This window comes from Blastococcus sp. SYSU DS0973, assembly GCF_054051055.1.
The window spans coordinates 57,547-82,587 of sequence record NZ_JBJHAN010000001.1; the positions used below are offsets into that span (position 1 = coordinate 57,547).

At 75.0% G+C, this 25,041-nt stretch carries 26 protein-coding genes, 3 pseudogenes and 1 riboswitch; of the genes and pseudogenes, 11 read left to right on the top strand and 18 right to left on the bottom strand.

What is annotated here, in order from left to right:
- Nucleotides 1–51: 51 nt before the first annotated feature.
- Nucleotides 52–525, top strand: coding sequence for a hypothetical protein (locus ACI791_RS00265; protein ID WP_456584209.1), 474 nt, complete (start codon nt 52–54; stop codon nt 523–525).
- Here the strand turns inward: ACI791_RS00265 and ACI791_RS00270 are convergent.
- The 3 genes from ACI791_RS00270 to ACI791_RS00280 all read right to left on the bottom strand — a co-directional run bounded on the left by ACI791_RS00270 (nt 452) and on the right by ACI791_RS00280 (nt 3,913).
- Nucleotides 452–1,468: a threonine aldolase family protein gene (locus ACI791_RS00270; protein WP_456584210.1), complete on the bottom strand. Its 1,017-nt coding sequence runs from the start codon at nt 1,466–1,468 to the stop codon at nt 452–454. The two genes, ACI791_RS00265 and ACI791_RS00270, sit on opposite strands and share 74 nt — an antisense overlap.
- The gene (locus ACI791_RS00275) at nt 1,465–2,802 is read right to left on the bottom strand and encodes a class II 3-deoxy-7-phosphoheptulonate synthase (RefSeq protein ID WP_456584211.1); all 1,338 of its coding nucleotides are present in this window, start codon (nt 2,800–2,802) and stop codon (nt 1,465–1,467) included. The genes ACI791_RS00270 and ACI791_RS00275 overlap by 4 nt, the downstream gene beginning before the upstream one ends.
- Before the next feature lie 82 nt (nt 2,803–2,884).
- Nucleotides 2,885–3,913: a 6-phosphofructokinase gene (locus ACI791_RS00280; RefSeq protein ID WP_456584212.1), complete on the bottom strand. Its 1,029-nt coding sequence runs from the start codon at nt 3,911–3,913 to the stop codon at nt 2,885–2,887.
- Nucleotides 3,914–3,960: 47 nt separating this feature from the next.
- Between ACI791_RS00280 and ACI791_RS00285 the strand changes: the two genes are divergently transcribed.
- Together ACI791_RS00285 and ACI791_RS00290 are read left to right on the top strand one after the other, a co-directional pair.
- A complete protein-coding gene (locus ACI791_RS00285; protein WP_456584213.1) occupies nt 3,961–4,584 on the top strand; it encodes an NAD(P)H-binding protein in 624 nt (207 codons plus the stop codon).
- The gene (locus ACI791_RS00290; protein ID WP_456584214.1) at nt 4,581–4,874 is read left to right on the top strand and encodes a hypothetical protein; all 294 of its coding nucleotides are present in this window, start codon (nt 4,581–4,583) and stop codon (nt 4,872–4,874) included. The genes ACI791_RS00285 and ACI791_RS00290 overlap by 4 nt, the downstream gene beginning before the upstream one ends.
- Nucleotides 4,875–4,952: 78 nt before the next feature.
- Here the strand turns inward: ACI791_RS00290 and ACI791_RS00295 are convergent, their stop codons facing one another.
- Nucleotides 4,953–5,438: a polyadenylate-specific 3'-exoribonuclease AS gene (locus ACI791_RS00295; RefSeq protein WP_347060240.1), complete on the bottom strand. Its 486-nt coding sequence runs from the start codon at nt 5,436–5,438 to the stop codon at nt 4,953–4,955.
- 94 nt (nt 5,439–5,532) lie between these two features.
- On the opposite strand from ACI791_RS00295, the gene glpK reads away from it, so the two are divergent.
- The gene (gene glpK / locus ACI791_RS00300) at nt 5,533–7,008 is read left to right on the top strand and encodes a glycerol kinase GlpK (protein WP_456584215.1); all 1,476 of its coding nucleotides are present in this window, start codon (nt 5,533–5,535) and stop codon (nt 7,006–7,008) included.
- A 281-nt stretch (nt 7,009–7,289) separates the two neighbouring features.
- Here the strand turns inward: glpK and ACI791_RS00305 are convergent.
- From ACI791_RS00305 to ACI791_RS00315, 3 genes and pseudogenes are all read right to left on the bottom strand, one after another.
- Nucleotides 7,290–7,610: pseudogene (locus tag ACI791_RS00305) on the bottom strand (SDR family NAD(P)-dependent oxidoreductase); the annotation flags it as partial.
- Between the two features lie 121 nt (nt 7,611–7,731).
- Nucleotides 7,732–7,923: pseudogene (locus tag ACI791_RS00310) on the bottom strand (SDR family NAD(P)-dependent oxidoreductase); the annotation flags it as partial.
- Between the two features lie 43 nt (nt 7,924–7,966).
- Nucleotides 7,967–8,140: a hypothetical protein gene (locus ACI791_RS00315; protein ID WP_456584216.1), complete on the bottom strand. Its 174-nt coding sequence runs from the start codon at nt 8,138–8,140 to the stop codon at nt 7,967–7,969.
- On the opposite strand from ACI791_RS00315, the pseudogene ACI791_RS00320 reads away from it, so the two are divergent.
- A pseudogene (locus ACI791_RS00320) lies at nt 8,133–8,684 on the top strand (flavin-containing monooxygenase); the annotation flags it as partial. The gene ACI791_RS00315 and the pseudogene ACI791_RS00320 overlap by 8 nt on opposite strands.
- A 272-nt stretch (nt 8,685–8,956) precedes the next feature.
- On the opposite strand, the gene ACI791_RS00325 reads toward ACI791_RS00320, so the two are convergent.
- Nucleotides 8,957–9,208 carry a hypothetical protein gene (locus tag ACI791_RS00325; RefSeq protein WP_456584217.1) on the bottom strand — a complete coding sequence of 84 codons (252 nt, stop codon included), beginning with the start codon at nt 9,206–9,208 and terminating at the stop codon, nt 8,957–8,959.
- Between the two features lie 99 nt (nt 9,209–9,307).
- Between ACI791_RS00325 and ACI791_RS00330 the strand changes: the two genes are divergently transcribed.
- The 3 genes from ACI791_RS00330 to ACI791_RS00340 are packed head-to-tail and all read left to right on the top strand — an operon-like array spanning nt 9,308 to nt 11,131.
- The gene (locus ACI791_RS00330) at nt 9,308–9,568 is read left to right on the top strand and encodes a hypothetical protein (RefSeq protein WP_456584218.1); all 261 of its coding nucleotides are present in this window, start codon (nt 9,308–9,310) and stop codon (nt 9,566–9,568) included.
- On the top strand, nt 9,565–10,521 hold the full coding sequence (locus tag ACI791_RS00335; RefSeq protein ID WP_456584219.1) for an alpha/beta fold hydrolase: 957 nt from the start codon (nt 9,565–9,567) through the stop codon (nt 10,519–10,521). Before ACI791_RS00330 ends, ACI791_RS00335 begins: the two co-directional genes overlap by 4 nt.
- A 16-nt stretch (nt 10,522–10,537) precedes the next feature.
- Nucleotides 10,538–11,131, top strand: a complete 594-nt coding sequence (locus tag ACI791_RS00340; RefSeq protein WP_456584220.1) for a TetR/AcrR family transcriptional regulator — start codon at nt 10,538–10,540, stop codon at nt 11,129–11,131.
- Here the strand turns inward: ACI791_RS00340 and ACI791_RS00345 are convergent.
- Nucleotides 11,128–11,889 carry a lysophospholipid acyltransferase family protein gene (locus ACI791_RS00345; protein WP_456584221.1) on the bottom strand — a complete coding sequence of 254 codons (762 nt, stop codon included), beginning with the start codon at nt 11,887–11,889 and terminating at the stop codon, nt 11,128–11,130. The two genes, ACI791_RS00340 and ACI791_RS00345, sit on opposite strands and share 4 nt — an antisense overlap.
- A 111-nt stretch (nt 11,890–12,000) precedes the next feature.
- On the opposite strand from ACI791_RS00345, the gene ACI791_RS00350 reads away from it, so the two are divergent.
- Both ACI791_RS00350 and ACI791_RS00355 read left to right on the top strand, forming a co-directional pair.
- A complete protein-coding gene (locus tag ACI791_RS00350) occupies nt 12,001–12,816 on the top strand; it encodes an alpha/beta hydrolase (protein ID WP_456584222.1) in 816 nt (271 codons plus the stop codon).
- Nucleotides 12,813–13,496 (top strand): hypothetical protein, encoded by a 684-nt coding sequence (locus tag ACI791_RS00355; RefSeq protein WP_456584223.1) that lies wholly within the window; start codon nt 12,813–12,815, stop codon nt 13,494–13,496. Before ACI791_RS00350 ends, ACI791_RS00355 begins: the two co-directional genes overlap by 4 nt.
- Here ACI791_RS00355 and ACI791_RS00360 read toward each other — a convergent pair.
- From ACI791_RS00360 to ACI791_RS00375, 4 genes are read right to left on the bottom strand one after another with little or no spacing between them, the layout of a single operon-like run.
- Nucleotides 13,493–14,482: an ROK family glucokinase gene (locus ACI791_RS00360; RefSeq protein ID WP_456584224.1), complete on the bottom strand. Its 990-nt coding sequence runs from the start codon at nt 14,480–14,482 to the stop codon at nt 13,493–13,495. The two genes, ACI791_RS00355 and ACI791_RS00360, sit on opposite strands and share 4 nt — an antisense overlap.
- Nucleotides 14,479–14,790 (bottom strand): hypothetical protein, encoded by a 312-nt coding sequence (locus tag ACI791_RS00365; RefSeq protein WP_456584225.1) that lies wholly within the window; start codon nt 14,788–14,790, stop codon nt 14,479–14,481. Before ACI791_RS00365 ends, ACI791_RS00360 begins: the two co-directional genes overlap by 4 nt.
- On the bottom strand, nt 14,787–15,938 hold the full coding sequence (locus tag ACI791_RS00370) for an ArsA family ATPase (RefSeq protein ID WP_456584226.1): 1,152 nt from the start codon (nt 15,936–15,938) through the stop codon (nt 14,787–14,789). The genes ACI791_RS00365 and ACI791_RS00370 overlap by 4 nt, the downstream gene beginning before the upstream one ends.
- A gap of 5 nt (nt 15,939–15,943) precedes the next feature.
- Nucleotides 15,944–16,375, bottom strand: a complete 432-nt coding sequence (locus tag ACI791_RS00375; RefSeq protein ID WP_456584227.1) for an SRPBCC family protein — start codon at nt 16,373–16,375, stop codon at nt 15,944–15,946.
- A gap of 216 nt (nt 16,376–16,591) precedes the next feature.
- Here ACI791_RS00375 and ACI791_RS00380 point away from each other — a divergent pair, with 216 nt between their 5' ends.
- Nucleotides 16,592–18,325, top strand: a complete 1,734-nt coding sequence (locus ACI791_RS00380; protein ID WP_456584802.1) for an AMP-dependent synthetase/ligase — start codon at nt 16,592–16,594, stop codon at nt 18,323–18,325.
- Nucleotides 18,326–18,385: 60 nt separating this feature from the next.
- On the opposite strand, the gene ACI791_RS00385 is transcribed toward ACI791_RS00380, so the two are convergent.
- The 5 genes from ACI791_RS00385 to ACI791_RS00405 all read right to left on the bottom strand — a co-directional run bounded on the left by ACI791_RS00385 (nt 18,386) and on the right by ACI791_RS00405 (nt 24,459).
- On the bottom strand, nt 18,386–19,507 hold the full coding sequence (locus tag ACI791_RS00385; protein ID WP_456584228.1) for a glycosyltransferase family 4 protein: 1,122 nt from the start codon (nt 19,505–19,507) through the stop codon (nt 18,386–18,388).
- Entirely contained in the window at nt 19,504–20,787 is a 1,284-nt protein-coding gene (locus ACI791_RS00390) for a M48 family metallopeptidase (protein WP_456584229.1), read from the bottom strand. Before ACI791_RS00390 ends, ACI791_RS00385 begins: the two co-directional genes overlap by 4 nt.
- 512 nt (nt 20,788–21,299) lie before the next feature.
- Nucleotides 21,300–22,376 carry an NlpC/P60 family protein gene (locus ACI791_RS00395; protein WP_456584230.1) on the bottom strand — a complete coding sequence of 359 codons (1,077 nt, stop codon included), beginning with the start codon at nt 22,374–22,376 and terminating at the stop codon, nt 21,300–21,302.
- A gap of 16 nt (nt 22,377–22,392) precedes the next feature.
- A riboswitch (cyclic di-AMP (ydaO/yuaA leader) is annotated at nt 22,393–22,572 on the bottom strand.
- Between the two features lie 187 nt (nt 22,573–22,759).
- Nucleotides 22,760–23,080, bottom strand: coding sequence for a hypothetical protein (locus tag ACI791_RS00400; protein ID WP_456584231.1), 321 nt, complete (start codon nt 23,078–23,080; stop codon nt 22,760–22,762).
- 116 nt (nt 23,081–23,196) lie between these two features.
- Nucleotides 23,197–24,459 carry an NlpC/P60 family protein gene (locus tag ACI791_RS00405; protein ID WP_456584232.1) on the bottom strand — a complete coding sequence of 421 codons (1,263 nt, stop codon included), beginning with the start codon at nt 24,457–24,459 and terminating at the stop codon, nt 23,197–23,199.
- Nucleotides 24,460–25,041 lie beyond the last annotated feature (582 nt).

Sequence of the window (25,041 nt, forward strand, 5' to 3'; positions counted from 1 at the left end):
GCTGATCACGCGCTGGACCTCATCCGTCGTGGGCCGACCGACGACGCCGTCGTGCTGCTCGACCGTCTGGTGCAGCACCGGGTCGCCTTCCTCGACGAAGTCGGGCACGCGGCGCGGCGCCTCCCGCGGTGCCGCGGCAGCCGGCAGGCCCGCGAGGTCGCCGCGCTCGCCGACGGGCTGGCGGAGTCGCCGCTGGAGACCCGGCTCCGCCTGCTGCTGCACCGCGCCGGGCTCCCCGCGCCGGTGGCGCAGTACGGAATCCGGCAGCAGAAGCGGTTCGTCGCCCGCGTCGACTTCGGCTACCCCGAGCAGCGGCTCGCGGTCGAGTACGACGGCGCCTGGCACGGGGACCGCGTCCAGTTCGCCCGGGACCGGCAGCGGCTCAACCGGCTGCTGTCCCTGCGGTCCGAGCAGCCACCGGTGCGGGATGATCGCGGGCGCGGCGGCCGGGTCAGCGGTCGAGGAGCTCCGCGAGGACGTCGGCGGCGCGGTCGATGCCGGCCCGGTCGACGTCGAGGTGGGTGACCAGCCGGAGCCGGCGCGGGCCGACCAGCCCGACCAGCACCCCCCGCGCCCTGGCGCCCTCGGCGACCATCGCCGCCGGGACGTCGTCGAGCACCACCATGTTGGTCTCCACCGACGCCGGGTCGACGCCGAGCCGCTTGGCCAGCAGCTGCGCGTGCTCGTGGTCCTCGGCCAGCCGCGGCAGGTGGGAGTCCAGCGCGTGCAGGCCGGCCGCGGCGAGCACCCCGGCCTGCCGCATGCCGCCGCCGAGGCGCTTGCGCCACAGCCGCGCCGTCGCGATCCGCTCTGCCGAGGCGACCAGCACCGAGCCCACCGGCGCCCCGAGCCCCTTGGACAGGCAGACCGACGCGGTGTCGGCCAGCCGGCCGTACGTGGCGAGGTCGGTGCCGGAGGCCGCCGCAGCGTTCCAGATGCGGGCGCCGTCGAGGTGGACGGCGACGTGGGCGCCGCGCGACCAGTTCCACAGCCGGCGCAGCTCACCGAGCGGCTGCACGAGGCCGCCGCCGCGGTTGTGCGAGTTCTCCACCGCGATCGCCGCGGTGGCGGTCAGGTGCCAGTCACCCTTCGGCCGCACCTGGTCGATCAGCTGCTGTGCGTCGAGCCGGCCGCCGGCGGAGACGACCGTGCGCGTCGAGATGCCGAAGATCGCGGCCGCGGCACCCATCTCGTAGGTGACGACGTGCGCGTCGGCGTCGCACAGGATCTCCTGGCCGGGCTCACAGACCAGCCGCATGCCGATCTGGTTGCCCATTGTCCCCGAGGGCACGAACAACCCCGCCTCGTGACCGAACATCGCGGCCACCCGCTCCTCGAGCGCGGTGATCGACGGGTCCTCGCGGTACACGTCGTCGCCGACCTCGGCGTCGGCCATGACGCGGCGCATCGCCCCGGTCGGCCGGGTGACGGTGTCCGAGCGGAGGTCCACCAGGGAGGCGTGGGTCATCCGCGCAGCATCTCCGCGACGAGGAAGGCCAGCTCCAGCGACTGCCCGGTGTTCAGCCGGGGGTCGCAGGCGGTCTCGTACCGGCTGTTGAGGTCGGCGTCGCTGATCTCCATCGCGCCACCGAGGCACTCGGTGACGTCCTCACCGGTGAGCTCGACGTGGATGCCGCCCGGCCAGGTGCCCAGCGCCCGGTGCACGTCGAAGAAGCCCAGCACCTCGTCGACGACGCGGTCGAAGTGGCGGGTCTTGTAGCCGGTGGGCGACTCGTGTGTGTTGCCGTGCATCGGGTCGCACTGCCACACGACCTGGTGCCCGCTGGCGGTCACCTTCTCCACGATGCCCGGGAGCACGTCGCGGATCTTGCCGTTGCCCATCCGGCTGATCAGGGTCAGCTTGCCCGGCACGCCGTCGGGGTCCAGCCGCTCGACGAGCTCGGTGGCCTGCTCCGGCGTCGTCGTCGGGCCGATCTTGACGCCGATCGGGTTGGCCAGCTTCGAGACGAACTCGATGTGCGCCCCGTCCATCTGGCGGGTGCGCTCGCCCACCCACACGAAGTGGGCGGAGAGCGCGTAGGGGCGGCCCTCGTGCATGCGGAGCAGCGCGCGCTCGTAGTCGAGGATCAGCGCCTCGTGGGAGTTGAACAGCTCCACGCCGCGCAGCGCGTCGGAGTCGATGCCGCAGGCCTTCATGAACGCCAGGGCGCGGTCGATCTCCCGGGCGATGACCTCGTAGCGCACGCCGGCGGGCGAGCGGGCGACGAAGTCCTTGTTCCAGTCGTGGACGGCGTGCAGGTCGGCCAGGCCGCCGCGGGCGTAGGCCCGGATCATGTTCATGGCGGCGGCGGAGTTCGCGTAGGCCCGCACCAGCCGGTTCGGGTCGGGGATCCGCTGCTCCATCACCGGCTCCAGCGAGTTGACCATGTCGCCGCGGTAGGACGGCAGGCCGAGGGCGTCGGTGTCGGACGAGCGCGGTTTGGCGTACTGCCCGGCGACGCGGCCGACCTTGACCACCGGCACGCTCGCCCCGTAGGTGAGGACGACGGCCATCTGCAGCAGCGTGCGGGTGGTGGCCTGCAGGTGCGGCTCGGTGTTGAGGTCGAAGGTCTCCGCGCAGTCGCCGCCCTGCAGCAGGAACGCCTTGCCCTGCGCGACGTCGGCCAACTGCGACCGCAGGGTGTCGACCTCGGCGGGGGCCACGATGGGCGGCACGGTGGACAGCGTTCCCAGCACCGCGTCGAGGGCGGCGCGGTCGGGCCACCGCGGCTGCTGGGCGGCGGGCAGCTCCCGCCACCGGTCCAGGCCGGGCACCGTCTGCGCAGTTTCGGGGAGACTCACGCCTGCCAGGGTACGGCCTGGCAGGCCCCGTCCCGAGGCTCGCCCCGAGCCTGCCAGGGGTGAGCAGGACGGGGGTCCTCCGTCAGCCGAAGAAGACCTCGGCCTCGGCGTACCGCTCGGCCGGTACGAGCTTCAGCTGCGCGGTCGCCTCCCCCAGCGGGACGCGGACGATGTCCGTGCCCCGCAGGGCCACCATCACCCCGGTCTCGCCGGCGTGCACCGCCGACACCGCGGCCAGCCCGAAGCGCGTGGCGAGCACCCGGTCGAACGGCGACGGGGTGCCGCCGCGCTGCACGTGCCCGAGGACGACGGCGCGCGCCTCCCGGCCGGTCCGCTCCTCGACCAGCGTGGCCAGCGCCGGCCCCACGCCGCCGAGGCGCACGTGGCCGAAGGCGTCCCGCTCCCCCGTCGACACGACCAGGTCGCCGTCCCGGGGCTTCGCTCCTTCCGAGACCACGACGATCGGTGAGAAGCCCGACTCGAACCGGTGCCGCACGTGGTCGACGACCGCGTCGACGTCGAAGGGGTGCTCGGGGATCAGGATGACGGTGGCCCCGCCGGCCATCCCGGCGTGCAACGCGATCCACCCCGCGTGCCGCCCCATCACCTCGACGACGAGGGTGCGGTGGTGGCTGTCGCCGGTGGTGTGCAGCCGGTCGATGGCCTCCATGGCGACGCCGACGGCGGTGTCGAAGCCGAACGTGTAGTCGGTGGCGTCCAGGTCGTTGTCGATCGTCTTGGGGACCCCGACCACGCGGACGCCCCCGGTGCCGGCCAGCCGGGCGGCCACGCCGAGGGTGTCCTCCCCGCCGATGGGGATCAGGGCGTCGACACCGGAGCTCCGCAAGGTCTCGACCACCCGCTCGGGACCGCCGTCGATGGCGTAGGGGTTGGTCCGGGAGGTGCCGAGGACGGTGCCGCCCCGCGGCAGGAGGCCCCGGACCGACGACAGGTCCAGCGGGACGCTGTCGTCCTCGAGCAGGCCGCGCCAGCCGTCCCGGAAGCCGATGACCTCGTCGGCGAGCTCGCCGACGCCCTTGCGCACGACCGCGCGGATGACCGCGTTGAGGCCGGGGCAGTCGCCGCCGCCGGTCAGGATGCCGATGCGCATGCGTTCCTCCGGGGAAGCGCCCGGGCGGCACCCGGGTTGTGCCGCACATGATGCCCCAGGTCACCGCCCCGTCCAGCCCTTCGCGCACGGTCGCCGTGACCGGTGCCACGGGCGCGCTCGGCGGCCGGGTCGCCGCCCGGCTGGCCGCGGCCGGGGCACGGCTGCGGCTGGTCGTCCGCGATCTCGGCCGCGCGCCCCGGCTGCCCGGCGCGGAGGTCGCGGCGAACCCCGGGGGCTACGCCGACGGCGACGGGCTGCGGGCGGCGCTGGCCGGCGCGCACACGCTCTACCTGGTGTCGGCCGCCGAGGCCGACGACCGGCTGCAGCAGCACCGCACCGCGGTGCGCGCGGCGGCGGACGCCGGGGTGGAACGGATCGTCTACACCTCCTTCCTCGGGGCCGCGCCGGACGCGGTGTTCACCCTCGCCCGCCAACACGCCGCCACCGAGGAGGCGATCGCGGCCACCGGCGTGCGGCACACCCTGCTCCGGCACGGCATGTACGCCGACTTCGTGCCCTTCTTCGCCGCCCTGGAGGGCGAGGAGGTGGTGATCGCCGCCCCCGCCGGCGAGGGCCGGGCGTCGTTCGTCTCCCGGGACGACCTCGCCGACGCCGGGGCCGCCGCCGTGCTCGACGACTCCCCGCCCTCGACGGCGCCGTCCTCGACGTGACCGGCCCCTCCGCGGTGTCCCTGGAGGAGGCGGCGGCCCTGCTGGGCGAGCTCACCGGGCGGCCGGCCCGGTACCGGCGGCAGACCGTGCCGGAGGCGTGGACCAGCCGCCGCCCCTCCGGCGCCCCGGACTGGGAGATCGAGGGGTGGGTGACCAGCTACGAGGCGATCGCCGCGGGCGAGCTGGCTCCGGTGAGCGACGTCGTCCGGCGGCTGACCGGACACCCCGCCCTGTCCGTGGCCGAGCACCTCCGCCGGCACCCGGGCGACTGGGCGCACCTGCGCCGCTGATGCCGGTGGCCGGATGGTCACCCGGAGGCCACGAACCGTCCGGTACCGGCTCGGCTCCGGCCGGCCGCGAACGGCCGGTCAGCTGCCGGCAGCCTCGATCGCCTGCCAGCGGGCCAGGTTGTACCGGGCGTCGACCAGTGCGTCGTGGGTTCCGGCGGGCTTGGGCGGCAGCGCCGGCTGCCCCCGGTCGTCCCAGCGCTGCCGCAGCTCGCGGGTGAACCGGGGGATCGGCCGGGGCAGTGCGGGCATCGCGCCCCACAGCTGGCACAGCGCCACGTGGTCGTAGGCGGCGAACCACGCCCACAGCTCGATCTCCTCGCCCGGGCCGGTGAGGAAGGCGAGCAGGTCGTCGCGGATGCGTTCCCGGCTGCGCCACGCCCGGTCCGCCGGTGGCGGCAGCTGGTCGAGCACGTTCCGGCGCACCCACGGGATGGCCCGGTCCGGGTCGAACTCCGTGCTCACCGCGTAGAACTCGCGTCCGGTCTCGTCCACGACGCCGATGGACACCAGGTCGATCGTCGTGCCGTCCTCGATGAACTCGGTGTCGTAGAAGAAGCGCCGCACCGCCCCACCGTAGGTGGCCCCATCGGTCACCCGCCGGTCGCGCGGAGCCGCCGACCGCGCCGGTTCCCGCCGCCGGCCGGGCTACGGTGCTTCCATGCCGGTACTGGCCATCGATGCAGGGACCACCGGGGTGACCGCGCTGGTCGTGGGCGAGCGGGGCGACGTCCTGTCCCGCGGCTACCGCGAGTTCGCGCAGCTGTTCCCGCGCCCGGGCTGGGTGGAGCACGAGCCCGACGACATCTGGACGGCGACGGTGGCGGCCTGCCGCGAGGCGCTGGCCGGCAGCGAGCAGCAGCCCACCTGCATCGGGCTCACCGACCAGCGGGAGACCGCCGTCGTCTGGGACCGGCGCACGCTGCGCTCCCCCCGCCCGGCGATCGTCTGGCAGGACCGTCGCACCACGCAGATCTGCGACCGGCTGCGGAACGAGGGCGTCGAGGAGCAGGTCGCGCGGATGACCGGGCTCCGGCTGGACCCCTACTTCACCGGGACGAAGTTCGCCTGGCTGGCCGAGCACGAGCCGCGGCTGTGGTCCGGCGTCCGCGACGGCTCCCTGGTGCTGGGCACCGTCGACTCGTACGTGATCGCCCGCCTCACCGGCGGCGCCGCGCACGTCACCGACCCGACCAACGCCAGCCGCACCCTGCTCTTCGACCTGGAGAAGGGGGCCTGGTCCGACGAGCTGTGCGACCTGTTCGACGTCCCCCGCTCCGCGCTCCCCGAGGTGGTGCCGAGCTCCGGCGTCGTCGGCACCACCGATCCCGACGCCTTCCTCGGCCTGTCACTGCCGATCGCCGGCATCGCCGGCGACCAGCAGGCCGCGCTGTTCGGGCAGGCGTGCTACTCGCCCGGGATGAGCAAGTGCACCTACGGCACCGGCTCCTTCGTGCTGACCAACACCGGATCGGACATCGTGCGCTCCGACGCCGGCCTGCTCACCACGGTCGCCTGGGACCTCGGCGACGGGCTGGTCTACGCGCTCGAGGGCGCCATCTTCGTGACCGGTGCCGCCGTCCAGTGGCTGCGGGACGGGCTGGGCCTGATCGACTCCGCGAAGGAGATCGAGGGGCTCGCCCGCACGGTGCCCGACTCGGGCGACGTCGTCTTCGTGCCGGCGCTCACCGGCATGGGCGCACCGCACTGGGACCCGCACGCCCGCGGCGCGATCCTCGGCCTCACGCGGGGCACCACCCGCGCGCACATCGCCCGTGCCACGCTGGAGGCGATCGCCTTCGAGGTGCGCGACGTCGTCGACGTGATGGTCGACGAGGCCGGGCTGGAGGTGCCCGAGCTGTCGGCCGACGGCGGGGCGAGCGCCAACGACCTGCTCCTGCAGCTGCAGGCCGACCAGCTCGGCGTGCCGGTGCGCCGCCCGCAGGTGACGGAGACGACGGCGCTCGGCGCGGCGTTCCTCGCCGGCCTGGGCACCGGCGTCTGGGCCAGCACCGACGAGCTGCGGGCCACCTGGACGCTGGACCGGCGGTTCGAGCCGACGTCGGGCGCCCGGGGAGACGGCCGGCACGACCGCTGGAAGGACGCCGTCGGCCGCGCCGGCCGCTGGACCCGCTGACGCCCTGCCCCTACGTGGTGCGGTCGCCCACGGAGTGGATCCCGAACTCCTGCCCCCCCCAGCGCCGCGATGTCGCGCTCGAGCTGCGGCACCCGCTTCGCCGAGACGGCCGTGGCGAGCTTCTCCGCGACGACACCGGTCACGAGCTGCCGGAGTGCGGCGACCGTGCCGACCGAGCGGGGCACGAAGACGCGGCGGCCGCGGGTCTCCAGGTTCTCCACCAGTGCCTCCGCGCACGCCTCGACCGAGGTGTAGTCGCCCAGCGGCCCCGGCAGCTGCCTGCGGGTCGCGGCGAACGTGGGCAGCGCCGCCTCGGTGTCACGGACCAGGTCGGTGTCGATCCAGGTCGGGTGCGCGCTGGCCACGGTGACCCCGCGGTGGGCGACCTCCAGGCGCAGCGCGTCCCCGAACCGCTCCACGCCCGCCTTGGACGCGCAGTACGCGCTCATGCCGGGCAGCACGGTGAACGCCGCGGCCGAGCTGACCAGCAGCACGCGCCCCCTCCGCTCCGCGATCTCCGGCAGCGCCGCGTGGGCGGTGAGCATGGTGCCGATCAGGTTGACCTCGACGGTGCGGGCCAGCGCGTGCGCCGACGACGTCATCACCGTCGTGAACGGCGCGATGCCGGCGTTCGCGACGACGACGTCCAGCCCGCCGAAGGTCCACGGTGCGCTGGACGGCGACCTGAAGCGCGTCCGCGTCCGTGACGTCCGCCTCCACCCACAGGTGCTCGGGCCCGATCTCGTCGGCGACGGCGGCCAGCTGCCCGGGCTCCAGGCCCACCAGCGCCACGCGGGCGCCTCGGGCGGCCGCCTTGCGGGCCAGCTCCGCACCGATGCCCCGGGCGGCCCCGGTGACGAGGACCGCCCTGCCGGCGAGGGACGTGCGCGGGCGCTTGCCGAGACCACGGGCCATGGACCTGCTCCTCCGGGGATGGTCGCGCTCACTTGAGCACTGCTCAACCACTGTTGTAGCTTGGAGCGTTGCTCAGCAAGCCGGAGGGAAGGAGCCAGCCCGAGGTGACCAGCGTGATCGAGGGACAGTCCGCGCCCTCCGCCCGGTCGGGGACGCCGGCCCAGGAGGTCCGGGTGGCGATCATCGGCTCCGGCTTCGCCGGCCTGGCGATGGCCATCACCCTCCGCGGGCGGGGGGAGACCGACTTCCTGCTGCTGGAGCGGGCCGACGACGTCGGCGGCACCTGGCGGGACAACACCTATCCGGGCGCGGCGTGCGACGTGCAGTCGCACCTGTACTCGTACTCGTTCGCCCCGAATCCCGACTGGCCGCGCTCCTACTCGCAGCAGCCCGAGATCCATGCCTACCTCCGGGCGACGGCCGAGCGGTTCGGCGTCCGCGAGCACTGCGTCTTCGGCGCCGACGTCACCTCCGCCCGCTGGGACGACGACGCGCGCCGCTGGCTGGTGACGACGTCGGCCGGGAGCTTCCGCGCGCAGGTGCTCGTGTCGGCGGCCGGTGCGCTGGCCGACCCGACGTACCCGGACATCCCGGGCCTGGACGGGTTCGAGGGCACAGTCATGCACTCGGCGCGCTGGGACGCCTCGCACGACATCACCGGGGAGAAGGTCGCCGTCATCGGCACCGGCGCCTCGGCGATCCAGATCGTGCCGGCCATCCAGCCGGAGGTGGAAAGCATCGCCGTCTACCAGCGCACGCCCGCGTGGGTGGTCCCGCGCACCGACCACCCGGTGCAGCCGTGGGCCCGGCGCCTCTACCGGATGGTGCCCGGCCTCCAGCGGGCGATCCGCGGACTGCTCTACATGTCCCGTGAGATCCTGGTGATCGGCATGGCCAAGCGTCGGGCGCTCCTGAAGCCCGTCGGCAGGCTGGCGAAGGCGCACCTGGAGCGCCAGGTCCGCGATCCGAGGCTGCGGAAGGCGCTGACGCCGGACTACACGATCGGCTGCAAGCGCATCCTGATCAGCAACGACTACTTCCCGGCCGTGGCGGCGCCCAACGCCGAGCTGGTCACCGCCGGCATCGCCGAGGTGCGGCCGCGGTCGATCGTCACCACCGACGGCATCGAGCGGCCCACCGACACGATCGTGCTCGCCACCGGCTTCGCCGTCACCGACCTGCCCATCGCCAGGAGGATCGCCGGGCGCGACGGGCGCACGCTCGCCGAGGTGTGGGACCAGGGGATGGTGAGCAACCGCAGCACGACGGTGGCGGGTTTCCCCAACCTGTTCCTGCTGGTCGGCCCGAACGTGGGCGTCGGCCACACGTCGATGGTCTACATGATCGAGTCGCAGGTCGCCTACGTCGACCACGCGCTGCGCCCATGGACGCCGAGGGCCTGGCCGTGCTGGAGACGACGCCGGCCGCGCAGGAGGCCTACCGGGCGCTCATCGGGGAGAAGTCGAAGAACACCGTCTGGCTCGCCGGGGGCTGCGCCAGCTGGTACCTGGACCGCCACGGCCACAACACCACGCTGTGGCCCGATTTCACCTTCCGGTTCCGGAGGCTCACCCGGTCGCTGGACCGGGAGAACTACGTCGGCATCCCGGCCGCCGCGCCGGCCCGTCCGGAGGAGGCCGCGTGAGCGCGATCCCGTCCCGCACCGTCTGCAGGCGCACCGCCGCCGTCCGGACCGGCGACGGCGCCCGGCTGCACGCCACGGTGGAGGGGGCGGAGTCCGCACCGGTGACGGTGGTCCTGGCCCACGGCTGGACACTGTCGCAGGCCGCCTGGGACGACGTCGCCACGCTGCTCGCCGACCGGGTCGCCGGCGGCGAGCTGCGCCTGGTCCGCTACGACCAGCGCGGCCACGGGCGGTCCACCTGGGCCTCTCCCCGGCACCCGGAGCCGGCGCTCAGCATCGACCGGCTCGGCGCCGACCTCGCCGACGTGCTGCACCAGCTGGCGCCCACCGGGCCGGTGGTCCTGGGCGGGCACTCGATGGGGGGCATGACGATCATGTGCCTCGCCGCCGCCCGGCCCGAGCTGTTCGGCGACCGGGTCGCCGGCGTCGCGCTGGTCGCCACGTCGGCCGGCGACCTCACCTCCGACCCCCGGTCGGCGGCCGGCCGCATGGCCAGGCTGCGCCCGGGCGCGCTGAACGCCGCACTGGCCGGGGCGCGCGTCCTGGAGAAGCTGCGCACCCTGGCGCCGCCGTCCTCGCCGCGACACCGCAAGGTGGTCCGCGAGCTGCTCTACGGCGCCGACGCGACCGACGAGATGGTGCTGGCCGGGGCGGAGATCATGCACGCGTCGACCCTGCGCTCGTTCATCGAGTTCATGCCGGCGCTCGGCGACCACGACAAGCGCACGGAGCTCGCAGCGCTCTCCCGGGTGCCGGTGGAGATCTTCGTCGGGGACAGCGACAAGCTCACGCCGCCGCGGCACAGCAGGCAGCTGAGCGAGGCGCTGCCCGAGGCCCGGCTGCACCGGGCCGAGCGCACCGGCCACATGCTGCCTCAGGAGCGCCCGCAGCTGGTCGTCGACGGGTTGCTGCGGCTCGTGGCTCAGGCCGCCGCCGAGCGGGCGGTGGCGTGATACCGGGGACGCGGGCATGACGGCTCCCCCGTCCCCGCCGGGGCGAGGCCGGCGGTCGGCGGGTGACCGGCGGGCGCAGCTGGTGCAGATCGGGCTCGAGCTGCTCCCCACCACACCGGTGCAGGAGCTGACCATCGACGAGGTGGCCCGCCGGGCCGGCATCAGCCGCAGCTTGCTGTTCCACTACTTCCCGAGCAAGCGCGACTACTACGCCGCCGTCACCCGGGCCGCCGCGGAGCTGCTGTGGGCCCACCTGCTGCCCCGGCCGGGCACGCCCGCCGGCACCGACGGCGACGCCGTCGACGAGATGCTGGACCGCTACGTCGGCTGGGTGGAGACCTTCCGGGAGACCCACCTGGCCTTCGTGCGCGGCGCCGCCGGGGGCGACCCCTGGGTGGCCGAGGTGTACGAGGAGACCCGCAGCCGCCTGGTCGAGGTCGGGCTGCAGACCCTCGGCCTGCCGGACGACGCCCGGCGCCGGCAGCTGGTGCTCGCGTTCTTCGCGTTCACCGAGGAGCTGGTCGCGCAGTGGGTGCTGGAGCCGACGATGCCCCGTTCCGAGCTGCTCGCCCTCCTGCGCGACGTCCTCGCCCGGGTGCTCCCCCGCTAACCGGCGAGCGAGGTGGGGGCGCGGTCGGCGGCCTCGGTGGCCGGCGGCTGCAGCGTGGCGATGACCTCGTTGGCGGTGGCCCCGGTGGCGTCCATCGCCTTCTTCACCGTGGCGCCGTAGACGTCGACGTACTCCTGCCCCGACAGCGTCATAATCTCGTACATGATCTCGTCGGTGATCGACCGCTCGACGAAGCGGTCACCGGAGAGGCCTTCGTACCGGCTGAAGCTCAGCGGCTTGCCGATCCGGATCCGCACCTGGGTGAGCTTCTTGCCGAACGGGAGCCGCCGGGAGGTGTAGACCATGGCCACCGGGACGACGGGCGCCCCGGTCTCCAGCGCCATGCGCGCCACACCGATCTTGCCGCGGTAGAGCCGCCCGTCGGGCGAACGGGTGCCCTCCGGGTAGATGCCGAGCACCTTGCCCTCGCGCAGGATGCGGATGCCGGTCCGGATGGCGCCCTCGGCGGCCGACGCGCTGGAGCGGTCGATCGGCACCTGCCCGGCCCCGGAGAAGAACGCCCGCTGCAGGAACCCCTTCACGCCGGTGCCGGTGAAGTACTCCGCCTTGGCGAGGAAGGTGACCCGTCGCCTCAGCTGCAGCGGCATGAAGATCCAGTCGGCCGCGGACAGGTGGTTGCTCGCGAGGATCACGGCGCCCGTCGCGGGCACGTTCTCGATGCCTTCCACCTTCGGGCGGAAGACGACCCGCGCCGGCGGGCCGATCGCGACGAACTTGAGGAACCAGTAGAACAACACGCCTCCCTGGGGAACTGCCAGACTAGGGAGCCTGGGGCCCGGATCACAATCGGAGCACCACCGTGAGGTAGCCGACACCGGTGTCGACGCCGGACGCCGAGGAGGAGCACCGTGCCCGGACCGACCCCCCTACCCGAGGTCATGCCCGGTGCGGAACCGTTCGACTTCCCCGGTGGCGACGGACCCGAGGGCCGCACCGGTGTGCTGCTGGTCCACGGGTTCACCGGAACGCCGATGAGCATGCGGCCCTGGGGGGAGCACCTGGCCGCCGAGGGCTTCGCCGTCCGGTGCCCGCTGCTCCCCGGTCACGGCACCCGCTGGCAGGACTGCAACACCAGCACCTCCGACCAGTGGACGGCGACGGTCGAGGGCGCCTTCGACGAGCTGGCCGCGGTCTGCGACCGGGTGTTCGTCGCCGGGCTGTCGATGGGCGGCACGCTGGCCACCCGGCTGGCCGAGGTCCGTCCCGACGTCGCCGGCCTCCTGCTGGTGAACCCGGCGCTGCTGACCCAGCGGCTCGACGCGAAGCTGCTGCCCCTGCTGTCGCGGCTCACCCCCAGCTGGGCGCCGATCGCCAGCGACATCAAGAAGCCGGGCGTCACCGAGCTGGCCTATCCCAAGCTGCCGACCCGGGCGATGATGCAGCTGCGCCGCCTGTGGGCCGCCACCCGCGCCGACCTGCGCCGGGTGACTGCACCGGTGATCGTCTTCCACAGCGCCGAGGACCACGTCGTCGAGCCGGTCAACAGCACGATCCTGCTCGCCGGGGTGGGCAGCACGGACACCACCGAGGTCGTGCTGGAGCACAGCTACCACGTGGCGACCCTCGACAACGACGCTCCGCTGATCTTCAGCCGGAGCGCGGAGTGGATCCGCTCCCGCGTACCCGTCGGCGAGCCCGGCGCGCCCGCGGCGGACCGCCGATGAACGACCGGCGGGGACGGGGCCGCCGCGACAACGGCCTGGACGCCGCGCTGTGGAGCCCGGTGCGCGACGTCGACCCCCGCGTGGGCGAGCACCTGCTCGACGTCCTCGAGGCCGCGGGCATCGCCGCCTACCTGGAGCCGGCCGCGGACGTCGCGCCCTACACCCGCTCGGTGTTCCTGCCGAGCCCGCCGTCGGACCGGCTGTTCGTCGACCGCGCCCGTCAGGCCGAGGCACGAGGGCTGGTGGAGCAGCACGCCGACGAGCACCCGCCCGAGCCGCGCCCCGCCCGCCGGCCGGCCGGCCGCGACGTCGACGAGGACGCCGAGTGGCGGCGGATCGTGGCCGCCTTCGAGGCCGAGCACGGCCGCACCGCCGTCGACGAGGAGCCGTCCGCGGCCGCTCCGCCTGCGCCGCACGAGGTGCCGGTGCTCGACCGTCCCGAGGAGCACTACGAGCCCCCGCCGCCACCCCCGCTGCCCGTGCCGGCCCCGGCGGCGCTCTACGCGGTGCTGCTGGTGGCGGCGGGCATCCTGCTCATCGGCGCGCCCGCGGTGATCGGCCTGTCCGCCGACGCCGGCCTGGTCGTCGGCGTGGCGGTGGTCGCCGGCGGGGTCGCCCTGCTGGTCTCCCGGATGCGTGACCGCTCGGCCGACGACGGCGACGACGGCGCCGTCGTCTAGCTTTCGCCCTCCGCGACGGCCCGGCGCACGAGGTCGGCGGCGCCGACGATGCCGGCCTGCGCCCCGAGGTCGGCGGCCACGATCCGGGGCCCGGGCCGGAACCCGCGGCCGGGCAGGGCCCGCTCGAGCCGCTCCCGCGCGGGGCCGAGCACCATCTCGCCCAGCACGCTGACCCCGCCGCCGATCACCACTACCTCGGGGTCGAGGACGGCCGCCAGGTCGGCGATGCCCTGGCCCAGCCAGTACCCGACCTCGGTGACCAGCTCGAGGGCCAGCGGGTCGCCGTCGTGAGCGGCCCGGGCGACGTGCTCACCGGTCAGCCGGCCGGGCTCGCAGTGGACCCGTTCCAGCAGCAGCGCCGCGGCGGCCGGTGAGGTGGCGGCGACCTCCCGCGCGGTCTGCCCGAGCGCCGTGCCGCTGGCGTACTGCTCCCAGCACCCGCGGTTGCCGCAGGCGCAGAGCCGCCCGTCGGGCACGACGCGCATGTGCCCCCACTCCCCCGCCACCCCGTGGGAACCGCGACGCAGCCGCCCGTCGAGCACGATGCCACCGCCGATCCCGGTGCCCAGCGTGATCATCAGGGCGAGATCGGCCCCCCGGGCGGCGCCGTAGCGGTACTCCGCCCAGGCCGCGGCGTCCGCGTCGTTGCCCACCCACAGCGGGCGCTGCAGCCGGGCACCGAGGTCCTTGCGCAGCGTCGAGTTCCGCCAGGCCAGGTGCGGGCTGAACAGCACCGTGTCGCCGGTCCGGTCGAACCACCCCGCGGCGCCCACACCGACCCCGACAACCTCGCCCTCGTGCCCGTCGACCAGCTCGTCGACCACGGCCGTGATCGCGTCCTCGGTGTCGCTGACCGAGGCGCCCGGCGTGGCGCGCCGCGCGGTCGCCAGGATCGTGCCGTCGGGCGCCACCAGCCCGCCGGCGACCTTGGTGCCGCCGATGTCGATGCCCAGCGCCGGCCGGGCCGTCACGTCCGGCGTGATCACGCGATGTCGATCCGCTGGACGGCCGGCTGGGCGGCGGGCTCGTCCTCCCCCTCGGCCGCCGGGGCCGTCGCATCGGCGCGCGGCGCCTCGGCGAACGTGCGGAGGGCGTCCGCGGTCGTGGTCAGGACATCGGCCAGGGCGGCGGTCACCTCCGGGCGCTCGCCCCGCAGCACGGCTCCCGTCTGGCAGACCGGGCACCAGCGGCAGTCGCTGCCGTGCTCCTGCGCGCCGGCGGGGCGCTCGCCGCCGGCCCGGACGGCGTCGACGAGGCGACGGGCCTGGTCGAGCCAGTCGGCACCCGTGGTCATGTGGTCCTCCCCTCGGCCGCCAGGAGGTCGGCCGGCCACTGCTGCGGATCCGCGCGGAAGCTGACCTCGAGGCGCGCGTCGGCGGTGCCGGGGGCGGTCAGCCGCCCCCCGGTCACCTCGCACCGGCGCAGCAACGAGTCCAGGCGCAGCGAACGACGATCCTGCCCCACGCCCACCACGAGGTCATCGCCCCACCGGGTCAGACCCACGGCCGCCCGCTCGGCGAAGGGCAGCGGCAGGGCGAGGCCCCAGCCGCCGCCGTCCCGTCGCTGCGGAACCGGAGCCGTGGGCCCACCCGCCGAGGGCAGCTCCAGCCCGTCCAGCAGCGCGGCCACCGCGTCGGCGTCGGCCGGTGCCCCCGGCAGCTCCGGGACGTCGTGCACGGGGGCCACCTCCGCCAGGTCGCGGAGCGCGGCGTCCTGATCGGCGGCACGGCTGGCCCACCACTCCCCCAGGCCTCCGGCCGGGAGCACCCGGGGCAGCACGGCGGCGGCCCGCAGCCCGTGCAGCCCGAGGACGGTCGCCGCGCCGCGCACCGCTGGGACGTCGTTCCGGCGGGCGCTCGCGGTCAGCCAGACCGCCGTCGCCGCGGCGCCGGCCAGCCGGTCCTGGGCCAGCAGCCGCTCGACGGCGGGGACGGTTTCGAGCACGGCGTCGAGCGGGCCGCGCCGGGCCGCACCGGCGGTCACCGTCGCCGTCCGGACGGCGGCCAGCGCCCGGGCCGCCGGCGGCAGCGCCTGGTCCAGCCACCAGCGCAGCGTGCCGGGGAGGGCGGCCAGCGCGAGCCCGTCGCGCAGCGGGCCGGCGTCCACCACCACCACGTCGGCGTCGGCCGAACCCAGCGCCGCGAGCAGCGCGAGCTCCTCCGCGCCCGGCGGCGGCACCACCGACGTGGCCGGCGGCAGCGTCAGGTGCGGTAGCAGCACGCCCAGGTCGGCGACGTGCGCCGCCCAGAGCTCCTCGACCGCCCGCCGTCCGTCGACCCGCTGCACGCGCAGGCCCGGCACCGCGTCGAGGCCGGGTGCCGGGGGTGGTTGCCGGGAGAGCAGCAGCGCGCTCCGGCCCGCACGGGCGGTACGGACGGCGGCGGCCGCGGCGACGGTGGACGTCCCCGCCCCACCGGGGCCGGTGACCAGCAGGGTGCGCACGCAGGTCAGCCCTCGACGCGCTTCTTGAGCTCCTTGAGCGCGGTGTCGAGGATGACCTTCTCCGCCTTGCGTTTGATCATCCCGAGCATCGGGATGGAGAGGTCGATGGTGATCGAGTAGGTCACCTCGGTGCGACCGCCGGTCTCGGCGAGGGTGTACGAGCCCTCCTGCCGCTTCTGCATCTGACCGCGCACCAGGTGCCAGGAGACGCGGCGGTCGTCGTCCCATGCGTACTCGAGGACGTAGTCGTCCTTGACCGCGCCGGCGTCGAGCACGAAGTGCACCCGACGGGCCCGCCCGTCGTCCCCCGTCTCGAGCACCTCCACCTCCTTCGCGGCGGCGACCCACTGCGGGTACGACGGGAAGTCGGCGATGACCGCCATGACCTCGGCCGCAGGCGCCTCGACGACGATCGACTGAGTGGACTGGTCGGCCATGGGCAGCAGGCTAACCGCTCCCGGGTGAACCGGCCCCGCCCACTGCGCCGCTCGGCTACTGCCTGGTAGTACCAGCCGCTAGATTGGCCGGGACGTCCCCGTACCGGGGCCGCGGGCGACGGTGCCGCGCGGCCGGCGGGGAGGAGAGGACCGGGCGTGCGCGAGTTCAGCGTTCCTGTGAGCACCGAGGTCGGCCCCGACGAGGCGCTGACCGACATGCTGGCCACCAACGTAGCCGAGGCCGGCGCCGAGGTGGGGCTGCGGCGCCGCCGCGACGGCCGGTGGCACGACGTCACCTGGGCGGAGTTCGCCGGCGAGGTCGCCGGGGTCGCCAAGGGCCTCGTCGCAGCGGGCGTCGCCCCGGGTGACCGCGTCGCCCTCCAGGCGAAGACCCGCTACGAGTGGACGGTCTTCGACTACGCGATCTGGACCGCCGGCGCGGTCGTCGTCCCCATCTACGAGACCTCCAGCCCCGATCAGGTGGCGTGGATCCTCTCGGACTCCGGGGCGACCGCGGTCATCGTCGAGCGCGACGAGCACGCCACCGCCGTCGACTCCGTCCGGGACCAGGCGCCGGAGCTCCGGTCGGTCCACGTCATCGAGGACGACGCGATCGGCACGCTCACCCAGGCGGGGGCCGGCGTCCCCGACAGCGAACTCGAGGCCCGCCGGAAGACGCTGAACGCCGACAGCCTCGCCACGCTGATCTACACCAGCGGCACCACGGGCCGGCCGAAGGGCTGCGAGCTCACCCACGGCAACTTCCTGTTCGAGATCAACAACGGGATGGGCCTGCTGGGGCGGTTCATGAACGTGCATGGCTCCCTCCTGCTGTTCATCCCGCTCGCCCACGTCCTGGCCCGGGTCCTGCAGTGCGGTGCCGTCAAGACCCGCACGGTCATCGGGCACACGGCGGATGTGAAGAACCTGGTGGAGGACCTCGGCGAGTTCCGGCCGACCTTCGTCCTGGCCGTCCCGCGCGTGTTCGAGAAGGTCTACAACCAGGCCAAGGCGAAGGCCGAGGGCGACGGCAAGGGCAAGATCTTCGACCGGGCCGCCCGGGTGGCCATCGACTGGTCGCGCGCCCAGGACACCGGCGGCGCCGGGCTGGGCCTGAGGCTGCAGCACGCCCTGTTCGACCGGCTCGTCTACGGCAAGCTGCGGGCCGCCCTCGGCGGCCGGTGCATCGGCGCCATCTCCGGCGGCGCGCCGCTCGGCGAGCGGCTGGGCCACTTCTTCCGCGGGATCGGCGTCCCGGTGTTCGAGGGCTACGGCCTCACCGAGACCACCGCCGCCGCCTCCGTCAACCACGACGGCGCGTTCCGCATCGGCACCGTCGGCCGGCCGCTGCCGGGGGTCGGCGCGGCGATCGCCGAGGACGGCGAGATCCTGCTGCGCGGCGGGGTCGTCATGCGCGGCTACTGGAAGAACGAGCAGGCCACCCGGGAGGCCATCGACGCCGACGGCTGGTTCCACACCGGTGACATCGGCGAGATCGACGACGACGGCTTCATCAAGATCACCGGTCGCAAGAAGGAGATCCTGGTGACCGCGGGCGGCAAGAACGTCGCCCCCGCGGTGCTGGAGGACCGGCTGCGCGCACACCGCCTGGTCAGCCAGTGCATCGTCGTCGGTGACCAGCGGCCCTTCATCGCCGCGCTGATCACCCTGGACGAGGAAGCCCTCCCGCAGTGGCTGGAGTCCAAGGGCAAGGACGCCGGCCTGACGCCTGCGCAGCTGCGCGAGGACGCCGACGTGCTGGCCGAGCTCGACGCGGCGGTCAAGGACGCCAACAAGGCGGTGTCGCAGGCGGAGGCCATCAAGAAGTTCACCGTGCTGGGCACCGACTTCACCGAGGACAACGGGATGCTGACGCCCAGCCTGAAGTTGAAGCGCAACGTCGTCCTCAAGGAGTTCGGCTCGGAGGTCGACGCGCTCTACGCCCGCTGAAAGAGGGCCCCGCTGCCCCCGCGCCTCGCACGCTCGGGGCGGGACCCTGCAGCGGGGCCTTCAGCCGTCGAGCACGTGCGCGAAGTCGGCCGCGATGGTCCTCCACGACCACCGCTGCTCCACCCACGCCCGGCCCGCGGCCCCCATGGCGCGGGCCCGGCCCGGGTCGTCCAGCAGGCCGCTGAGCGCGGCCGCCACGGCTGCGGGTGAGCGCGGGTCCACGACGTGACCGGTGACGCCCTCCCGCACCGCTTCCGGCGCTCCGCCGGAGGTGCCGGCCACCACGGGGCGACCGCAGGCCGCCGCCTCGAGGAACACCATGCCGAGCCCCTCGACGTCCAGCCCGCCGCGACGGGTCCGGCACGGCATGGCGAAGACGTCTCCCGCCGCGTAGTGCGCGGGTAGCTCGTCGTGGTCGACCGGCCCGGTCAGGACGACGGAGTCCTCCAGCCCGCGCTCGGCCACCGCCCGGCGCAGGGCGGCCTCCGCCGGGCCGCCCCCGACCAGCAGCAGCCGTGCACCGGGGTGCCGGGCGAGCACCTGCGGCCAGCCCGCGACGAGCACGTCCTGCCCCTTGCGGGCCACCAGCCGGGAGACGCAGACGACGACCGGTGCCTTTTTCAACCCGTACCGGGCGCGCACCGGCGCCCCGTCGACCTGCGGCGTGAACCGGTCGACGTCGACACCGGGCGAGAGCTGGACCAGCCGCGCCCGCGCGCCGAGCGCCGGCGCCAGGCGGTCCCGGGTGTACTCGCTGATGTAGGTGACCACGTCCAGCCCGGAGGCGATCCGCTGCATCACCTGGCGGCTGCCCGGCAAGGCCACCCAGCCGGTCTCGTGCCCGTGGGTGGCGGCGACGAGGTGCCGCACCCCGGCCGCCCGCAGGGTGGGGGCCAGCAGGCCCAGTGGGGCGGCCGCGCCGAAGAACGCGGTGTCGCACCCGAACCGGTCGACCAGCTCCACCGCCGCGCGCGCCGTGGCCCGGGTGGGGAGGAGCATCCCCGTCGGCCGGCGCACCACCGGGTACGGGAGCCCCGCGTCGTGCTCGGCGGAGCCGGGCGAGTCCGACGCGAGCACGACCAGCGAGTCCGGCGGGCGGCGGGCGAGCAGCGCCGCGACGAACGTCTGGATGCCGCCCTGCCGGGGCGGGAAGTCGTTGGTGACGACGAGGGTGCGGCTCACCGCGGCCGCTCCAGCCGGCGCCAGTCCTCGGCCATGGCGATGCGCTGCGCGGTGGTGGGGTGGCTGCCGAAGAACCAGTGCCAGGCGGCCGGTGGGTCGGGGTCGCCGAGGTTCGCGGTCGCCAGCCGCCGTTGCATGGCGGTGAAAGCCTCCGGATCACGGGTGAGGTCCAGGGCATGGAGGTCGGCCCGCTCCTCGATCTGCCGGGAGACCAGGTTCTGCACCGGGGTCGAGACCAGCCCGCCCACGGCCACCAGGAAGAGCAGCAGCGGCACGACGAGCGGATCGCCGGGCGATTCGGCACCCGCGCGCCGCAGGAGGGCCCGCCGGGTCACCAGCCACCCGGCCAGCGCGGTGGCCGCTCCCGCGCCCAGGGCGCCCATGAGGGTGCCCGTCAGGACGTCGTCGGTGGCCACGTGCCCGAGCTCGTGGGCGACGATCGACTCGATCTCCTCCTCCGGCAGCTCGGCGAGGACCGTGTCGTAGAGGACGATGCGGCGGGTGGACCCGAAGCCGGAGACGTAGGCGTTGAGAGCCGTCGTGCGGCGGGAGGCGTCGGAGACGAGGACGTCCTGCACCGGGGTGCCGTTCTCGTCGGCCAGCGCGAGCAGGTCGGTGCGCAGCTCTCCGGCCGGCAGCGGCTCGAACGAGTTGAAGGCCGGTTCGATGACCACCGGGTAGAGGAAGGAACCGATCACCACGAGGGCCGCCGCCGCTCCTCCGGCCCACGCCCACCAGGTGCGCGGGGCGCGGCGCACCAGCCAGAGGACGACCAGGACCACCACGGCCGTGAGCGCCGCGCTGATGGCCACCGAGACGGCGACGTCGCGCAGCCAGAGGCCCCACCCGCGGGTGGACAGGCCGTACCGGCGGCGGACCGTCTCGGCGTAGGCCGACACCGGGAGAGTCGCCAGGCGGCCGACGACCACGAGGGCCGGCACGCCGACCAGCACCTGGACGAACCAGCGGCCGCCCAGCGGGGCCGCCACGGCGTGCACGAGCCGGCCGCCGAGCCGGGTCAGGCCCAGGACCGCCGAGACGGCCAGCCCGAGCGCCATCGAGAGCAGCGAGGCGGGGCGCAGGGCGGCCGCGAAGGCCTCCGCCCGGTCCAGCTGCGCAGGAGTCAGCCCCGCGGCGGGATCGGGCGCGGTGTGGCCACCGGGCGGCTCCGGGAGCACCTCCCAGGGCGTGCGGACCACGATCACGACGACGAGGGCGACCCCGAGGACCGCCGCCGTCAGGAGCGCGGCCCGGGCGCCTGCCCGCCCTCCGCCGTCCACCTGGTCGATCCTAGGTGCGCCGGCCGTCCGCACCGGCCCGGGAACCCCGTACGGGCGCGTACTCCGCGGGCACTCCTCGCAGACGAACTGCAGGAGCGCCTCCAGGTTCGACGGCGGGCCGTCGGCCCACCAGGCCGGCCACACGGGGACCGGCGGCGCGTCCCCGACGGCCGGTAGGCCACATCCGGACCGGGTGCTCCGTCGCCGTCGCCCCGGCGGTGATGCCCAGCGCCTGCCCGGCCGCGATGACGGTGAGCCACTCGGCGACGCCCCGGACGGTGCGCGTGGCCGCCGGTGGGGATCGGCCACCGGGCGGTGGAGCACGCTGACGTCGGCGAGCCCCTCGGTCAAGCCCGCGGACGGAGGGCCGGTGGCCTCCGAAGAGATCACCGGCCCGTCGTGCCCCCCGGCGGGAGCAGGGTGACCATCAGCCGGCTGACATCCCTCGCTGCGACGCGCCCCCTGCAGGATCCCGCCGCGAGCCTGCGAGCGGTGGGGGCAGGGGGTGTTTCTCAGCGGACGATCCGCCGGGCGCTGTTGTAGTTCCCCATCGAGTCCACGCTCGCCACCTTCACCGGCTGGCCCGACGTGGAGGCGTGCACCATCCGCCCGTTGCCGATGTACATGCCGACGTGGCTGACCGGGGTGTAGAAGAACACCAGGTCGCCGGGCTGCAGCTCGCCGCGGGAGACCGGTCGGCCCATCTGCGACTGCGACTTGCTGGAGTGCGGCAGCGTGACGCCGGCCGCGGCGTAGGCGTAGGACATCAGGCCCGAGCAGTCGAAGGCGTTCGGCCCACCGGCACCCCAGACGTACGGATCGCCGATCTGCGCGAGCGCGGTGTTCACCGCGACCTGGGCGGCGGCGCTGGACGCCGTGACCGCCGTGGGCGCGGGGAGGCTGTTGCCACCGTGCGCCTGGGCCACCTGGGCCTGCTGCGGGGCGGTGAGCGCATCGTACCGCCGCTGGTAGTCGGCGATCCTCGTCTCGAGGTCCTCCTGCTTCGCGGCGATCTCGACCACGGCGCGCCGGGCGTCCTCGGCGGCCTTCGCAGCGGCCTTCCGGGACTGCTCCGCGTCGTCGGCCGCCGACGAGACCTCGGTGAGGACCTCGTTGGTGTGCCCGGCGATCGCGTCGAGGATCCCGAGCTGGGACACCATCTGGTCGGCCGAGTCGCTCGACAGCAGGGCGTCGAGCCGGGTCAGTCCGCTGCCGGTGTAGGCGCTGCGGGCGAGCCTGCGGATGTGCCCGTCCAGGGCGCCGAGCCGGGCCTCGGCGGCCGCGACGGCGTCGCCGGCGGCCCGGGCGGCGCCCTCGTGCCCCTCGAGCGCGACGCGTGCGTCGTTGAGCTGCTCGGAGAGGACCTCGAGCTCGTGGTTGGCCTCGGCCACCTGCGCGGCGACCTCGTCGGCCGCGCCGGGAACGGCGACTGCGGTGCCGGGGATGACGATGACGGTCAGGGCGGCAGCCGCGCTGACCAGCACGCCGGACCGGAGCGGTCCGGAGCGGCGGGCGCTCGCGGAGCTGCGCCCGCCGGCGGCGGGAGCTCGTTCGGGGGCCTGCGTCAGCGGTGCCTGAGGGGTCGCCACGTGCGGCGGCACTCCGTTTCTTCCTCTGCAACCGCCGACCGAGTTAGCTGACGGGTTCGGGCTGGGAAGACTGGCCCTATCCCCCGCGGGCCGGCGAGCCGGCCGCAGGAGAACTCACCCCGGAACTGCGGTGGGTCCCCGGTACACCGCGGGCGCCGGTGCTGCACGCCGCCCGGTGATTAGGCGGTGTCCGGTCGGGGCCACCCTTCGACGGATGACGACCACCCGGCCGAACGGCGACGACCTTAACGATCGTGATGCGCCTGTGACAAATGTGGACCGTGGGAACGCATGCGCTCGGCTTTCCGTCCCGCACGACCCCTCCACCTGGGCGTTCACCCGATCGGGTGCACGGGCGGACACCGCGACCGGCACCGGGACGATCAGCCCGTGCGCCGCCCTGGCCCCTCGCCACCGTGACCGTCGGAACCGTGAGGATGCCGCAGCGGAGGCACGAGCCCTCCCTCCGCCAGCGCGCGGACGGCCCGGCGCTCCACGTCGTCGAACTCCACCACCACGCCCGGCGGAGGCACCACGACGTCCTCCGCCGCGGCCGCTGCGGACCCGCCACGCGAGCGGCCGGCCATCGGGACCACCACCGGGTCGGTCCCCTGCCATCCCGGCGGTGCGCCGAGCAGGACGGTCACCACGCAGTCGGCGCAGCCGGTCCCCCGGACGGTGCAGGTGTCGCAGTCGATGAGCATCGCTTCTTCTCCTCCGTGAGTCGTTCCGCACGGTAGGGCGAGGCGCCGACATTTCCGCCGCGCCGCCGTCCGGCAGCCGGCCTCACGTGCCGGCGTACTCCCAGTGCCAGGGCTCCTCACGCCCGTTGCCGGGATCGGCCCGAGGTCGGGTGCAGGAAGCCGAACCGGCCCGCGTTCGCCACCATCCAGGAGTACTGCCGCGTCCCGAACGACTGGACGCCGCCGCAGAGGTCCACCGCGAGGCCCCAGCCGTGGTTGCTCGTGCCGGGGACCGCGGCGAGGGCCGGCTTCTCTCCGTACAGCCGGACCTGGCCGGCGTACGTGCGGTAGGAGTCGGTGATGCAGAGCGGAGCGCCGAGGTCGGCCGCGTACGCCGAGGACATCGCCCGGTAGGCGGCCGCCGCGTCGCAGCGCAGCGAGTGCCCGCCGACGCCCAGCGGGCACATCGCGCTGGGCGGGATGAACCCGTTCGGATAGCCACCCCAGGCGCGGGCGCCGTCATAGCTCGGTGGGTAGACCGTGTTGCCGCACTCGGTCCGCAGCGCCCCCGGAGCCGGTCCGGGCACCGGGACGGCGGGCCGCTGACCCAGGCCGGGTCGCCCGACCGCCAGCACCTGGTCGGCCGGCAGCGTCCGGACCACCACGGCGCCGGCCCGGGCGTCGGCGGCGAGCATCGTGCGTTGGTCCAGCGCCATGCCGACATGCCCCAGCCCGGCCTCGCCGGAGCCGAGGAAGACGAGGTCGCCGGGGAGCACGTCGGCGGCGGCCACGGGGGTGGCGGTCGCGAACAGCTCCCCCTGCGTCGCCGGCACCGGGACGCCGGCCCGCTCGAACGCGGCCTGCACCAGCGTGCCGCAGCCCCAGGAGTCCGGCCCCGCCGTACCGGGGGCGTACGGCCGCCCGAGCGCCTCCATCGCCGCGCTCACCGCCGTCAGCGTCTTCACGGGCAGCACCAGCAGCGAGCTGGGCTGCCCCGGCAGCTGGGCGACCCCGCGCTGGGCCCCGCCCCCGCCGGCAGCCACGGGCACCAGCCCGTCCGGCAGGCCCCGAGCCGGGTCGCGCAGCGCGGCGGCGGGCACGGTGTCGACGCCCGCGGCGCGCAACTGGTCCACGTAGGCGCGCCAGCTGGCCGCCGTCTGCTCGTTGACGTCCAACTGCTCGCGCTGCAACCGGGACAGCTGGCCGTCGACGACCTGCAGCGCCTCGTCGAGCTCCGCCGTGACCGCGGCCGCGGCCTCCTCGAGCGCGGCGACCCGGGCGCTGACCTCGTCGGCCCGCGCCCGGGCCTGCCCGAGCGCACCCTGGGCCCGCTCCTCCTCCAGGGCGGCGCGCCGGTGCCCCTCCGCGACGCCGATGACGTCGGCGGCGTGCGCGTCCACGGCGCGAGGAAGCCCAGGGCGGAGAGCACCTCACCCGGGTCGCCCGCTCTGAGCAGGAGGGTCAGGGGGGTCAGCGCTCCGCCGTCCCGGTAGACGGCGGAGGCGTAGCCGGCCACCTCCCGCTGGTACCCGGCCAGCACGCCCTGCGCATCGGCGAGGACCGCCTCGGCCTCCTCGACCGCCACCTGCGCCTCGGCGAGCGCCGCACGGGCGGCGACGACGTCGTCCTGCCGCGCGCGGAGCTCCTCCTGCACCTCGGCGGCGCGCCGCTGGAGCCGGTCCAGGTCGCGGCTGTCCAGCACGCCCGACGTGCCACCCGGCTGGTCGCTGGGCGTGGCGGCCGCAGGCCCGGTGGGCACCAGCGCCACCGTGCAGGCCGCGAGGACGGCCACCAGCGTCCGGCGCCCCGCAGCAGCGGCGGGGCCCGACCAGGCGCGCGCGCATCCGGTTCCCTCCCCCGACTCGAGCCGGCCACAACGCCAGACGTCCCACCGGGACGAATGGTGTCCCGCCCACCCCCCGACCGGGAACCCCCGGTCGGGGGGCCCGCACGGGCGGCCGGCGGCGCGCGTCCCCCGGACT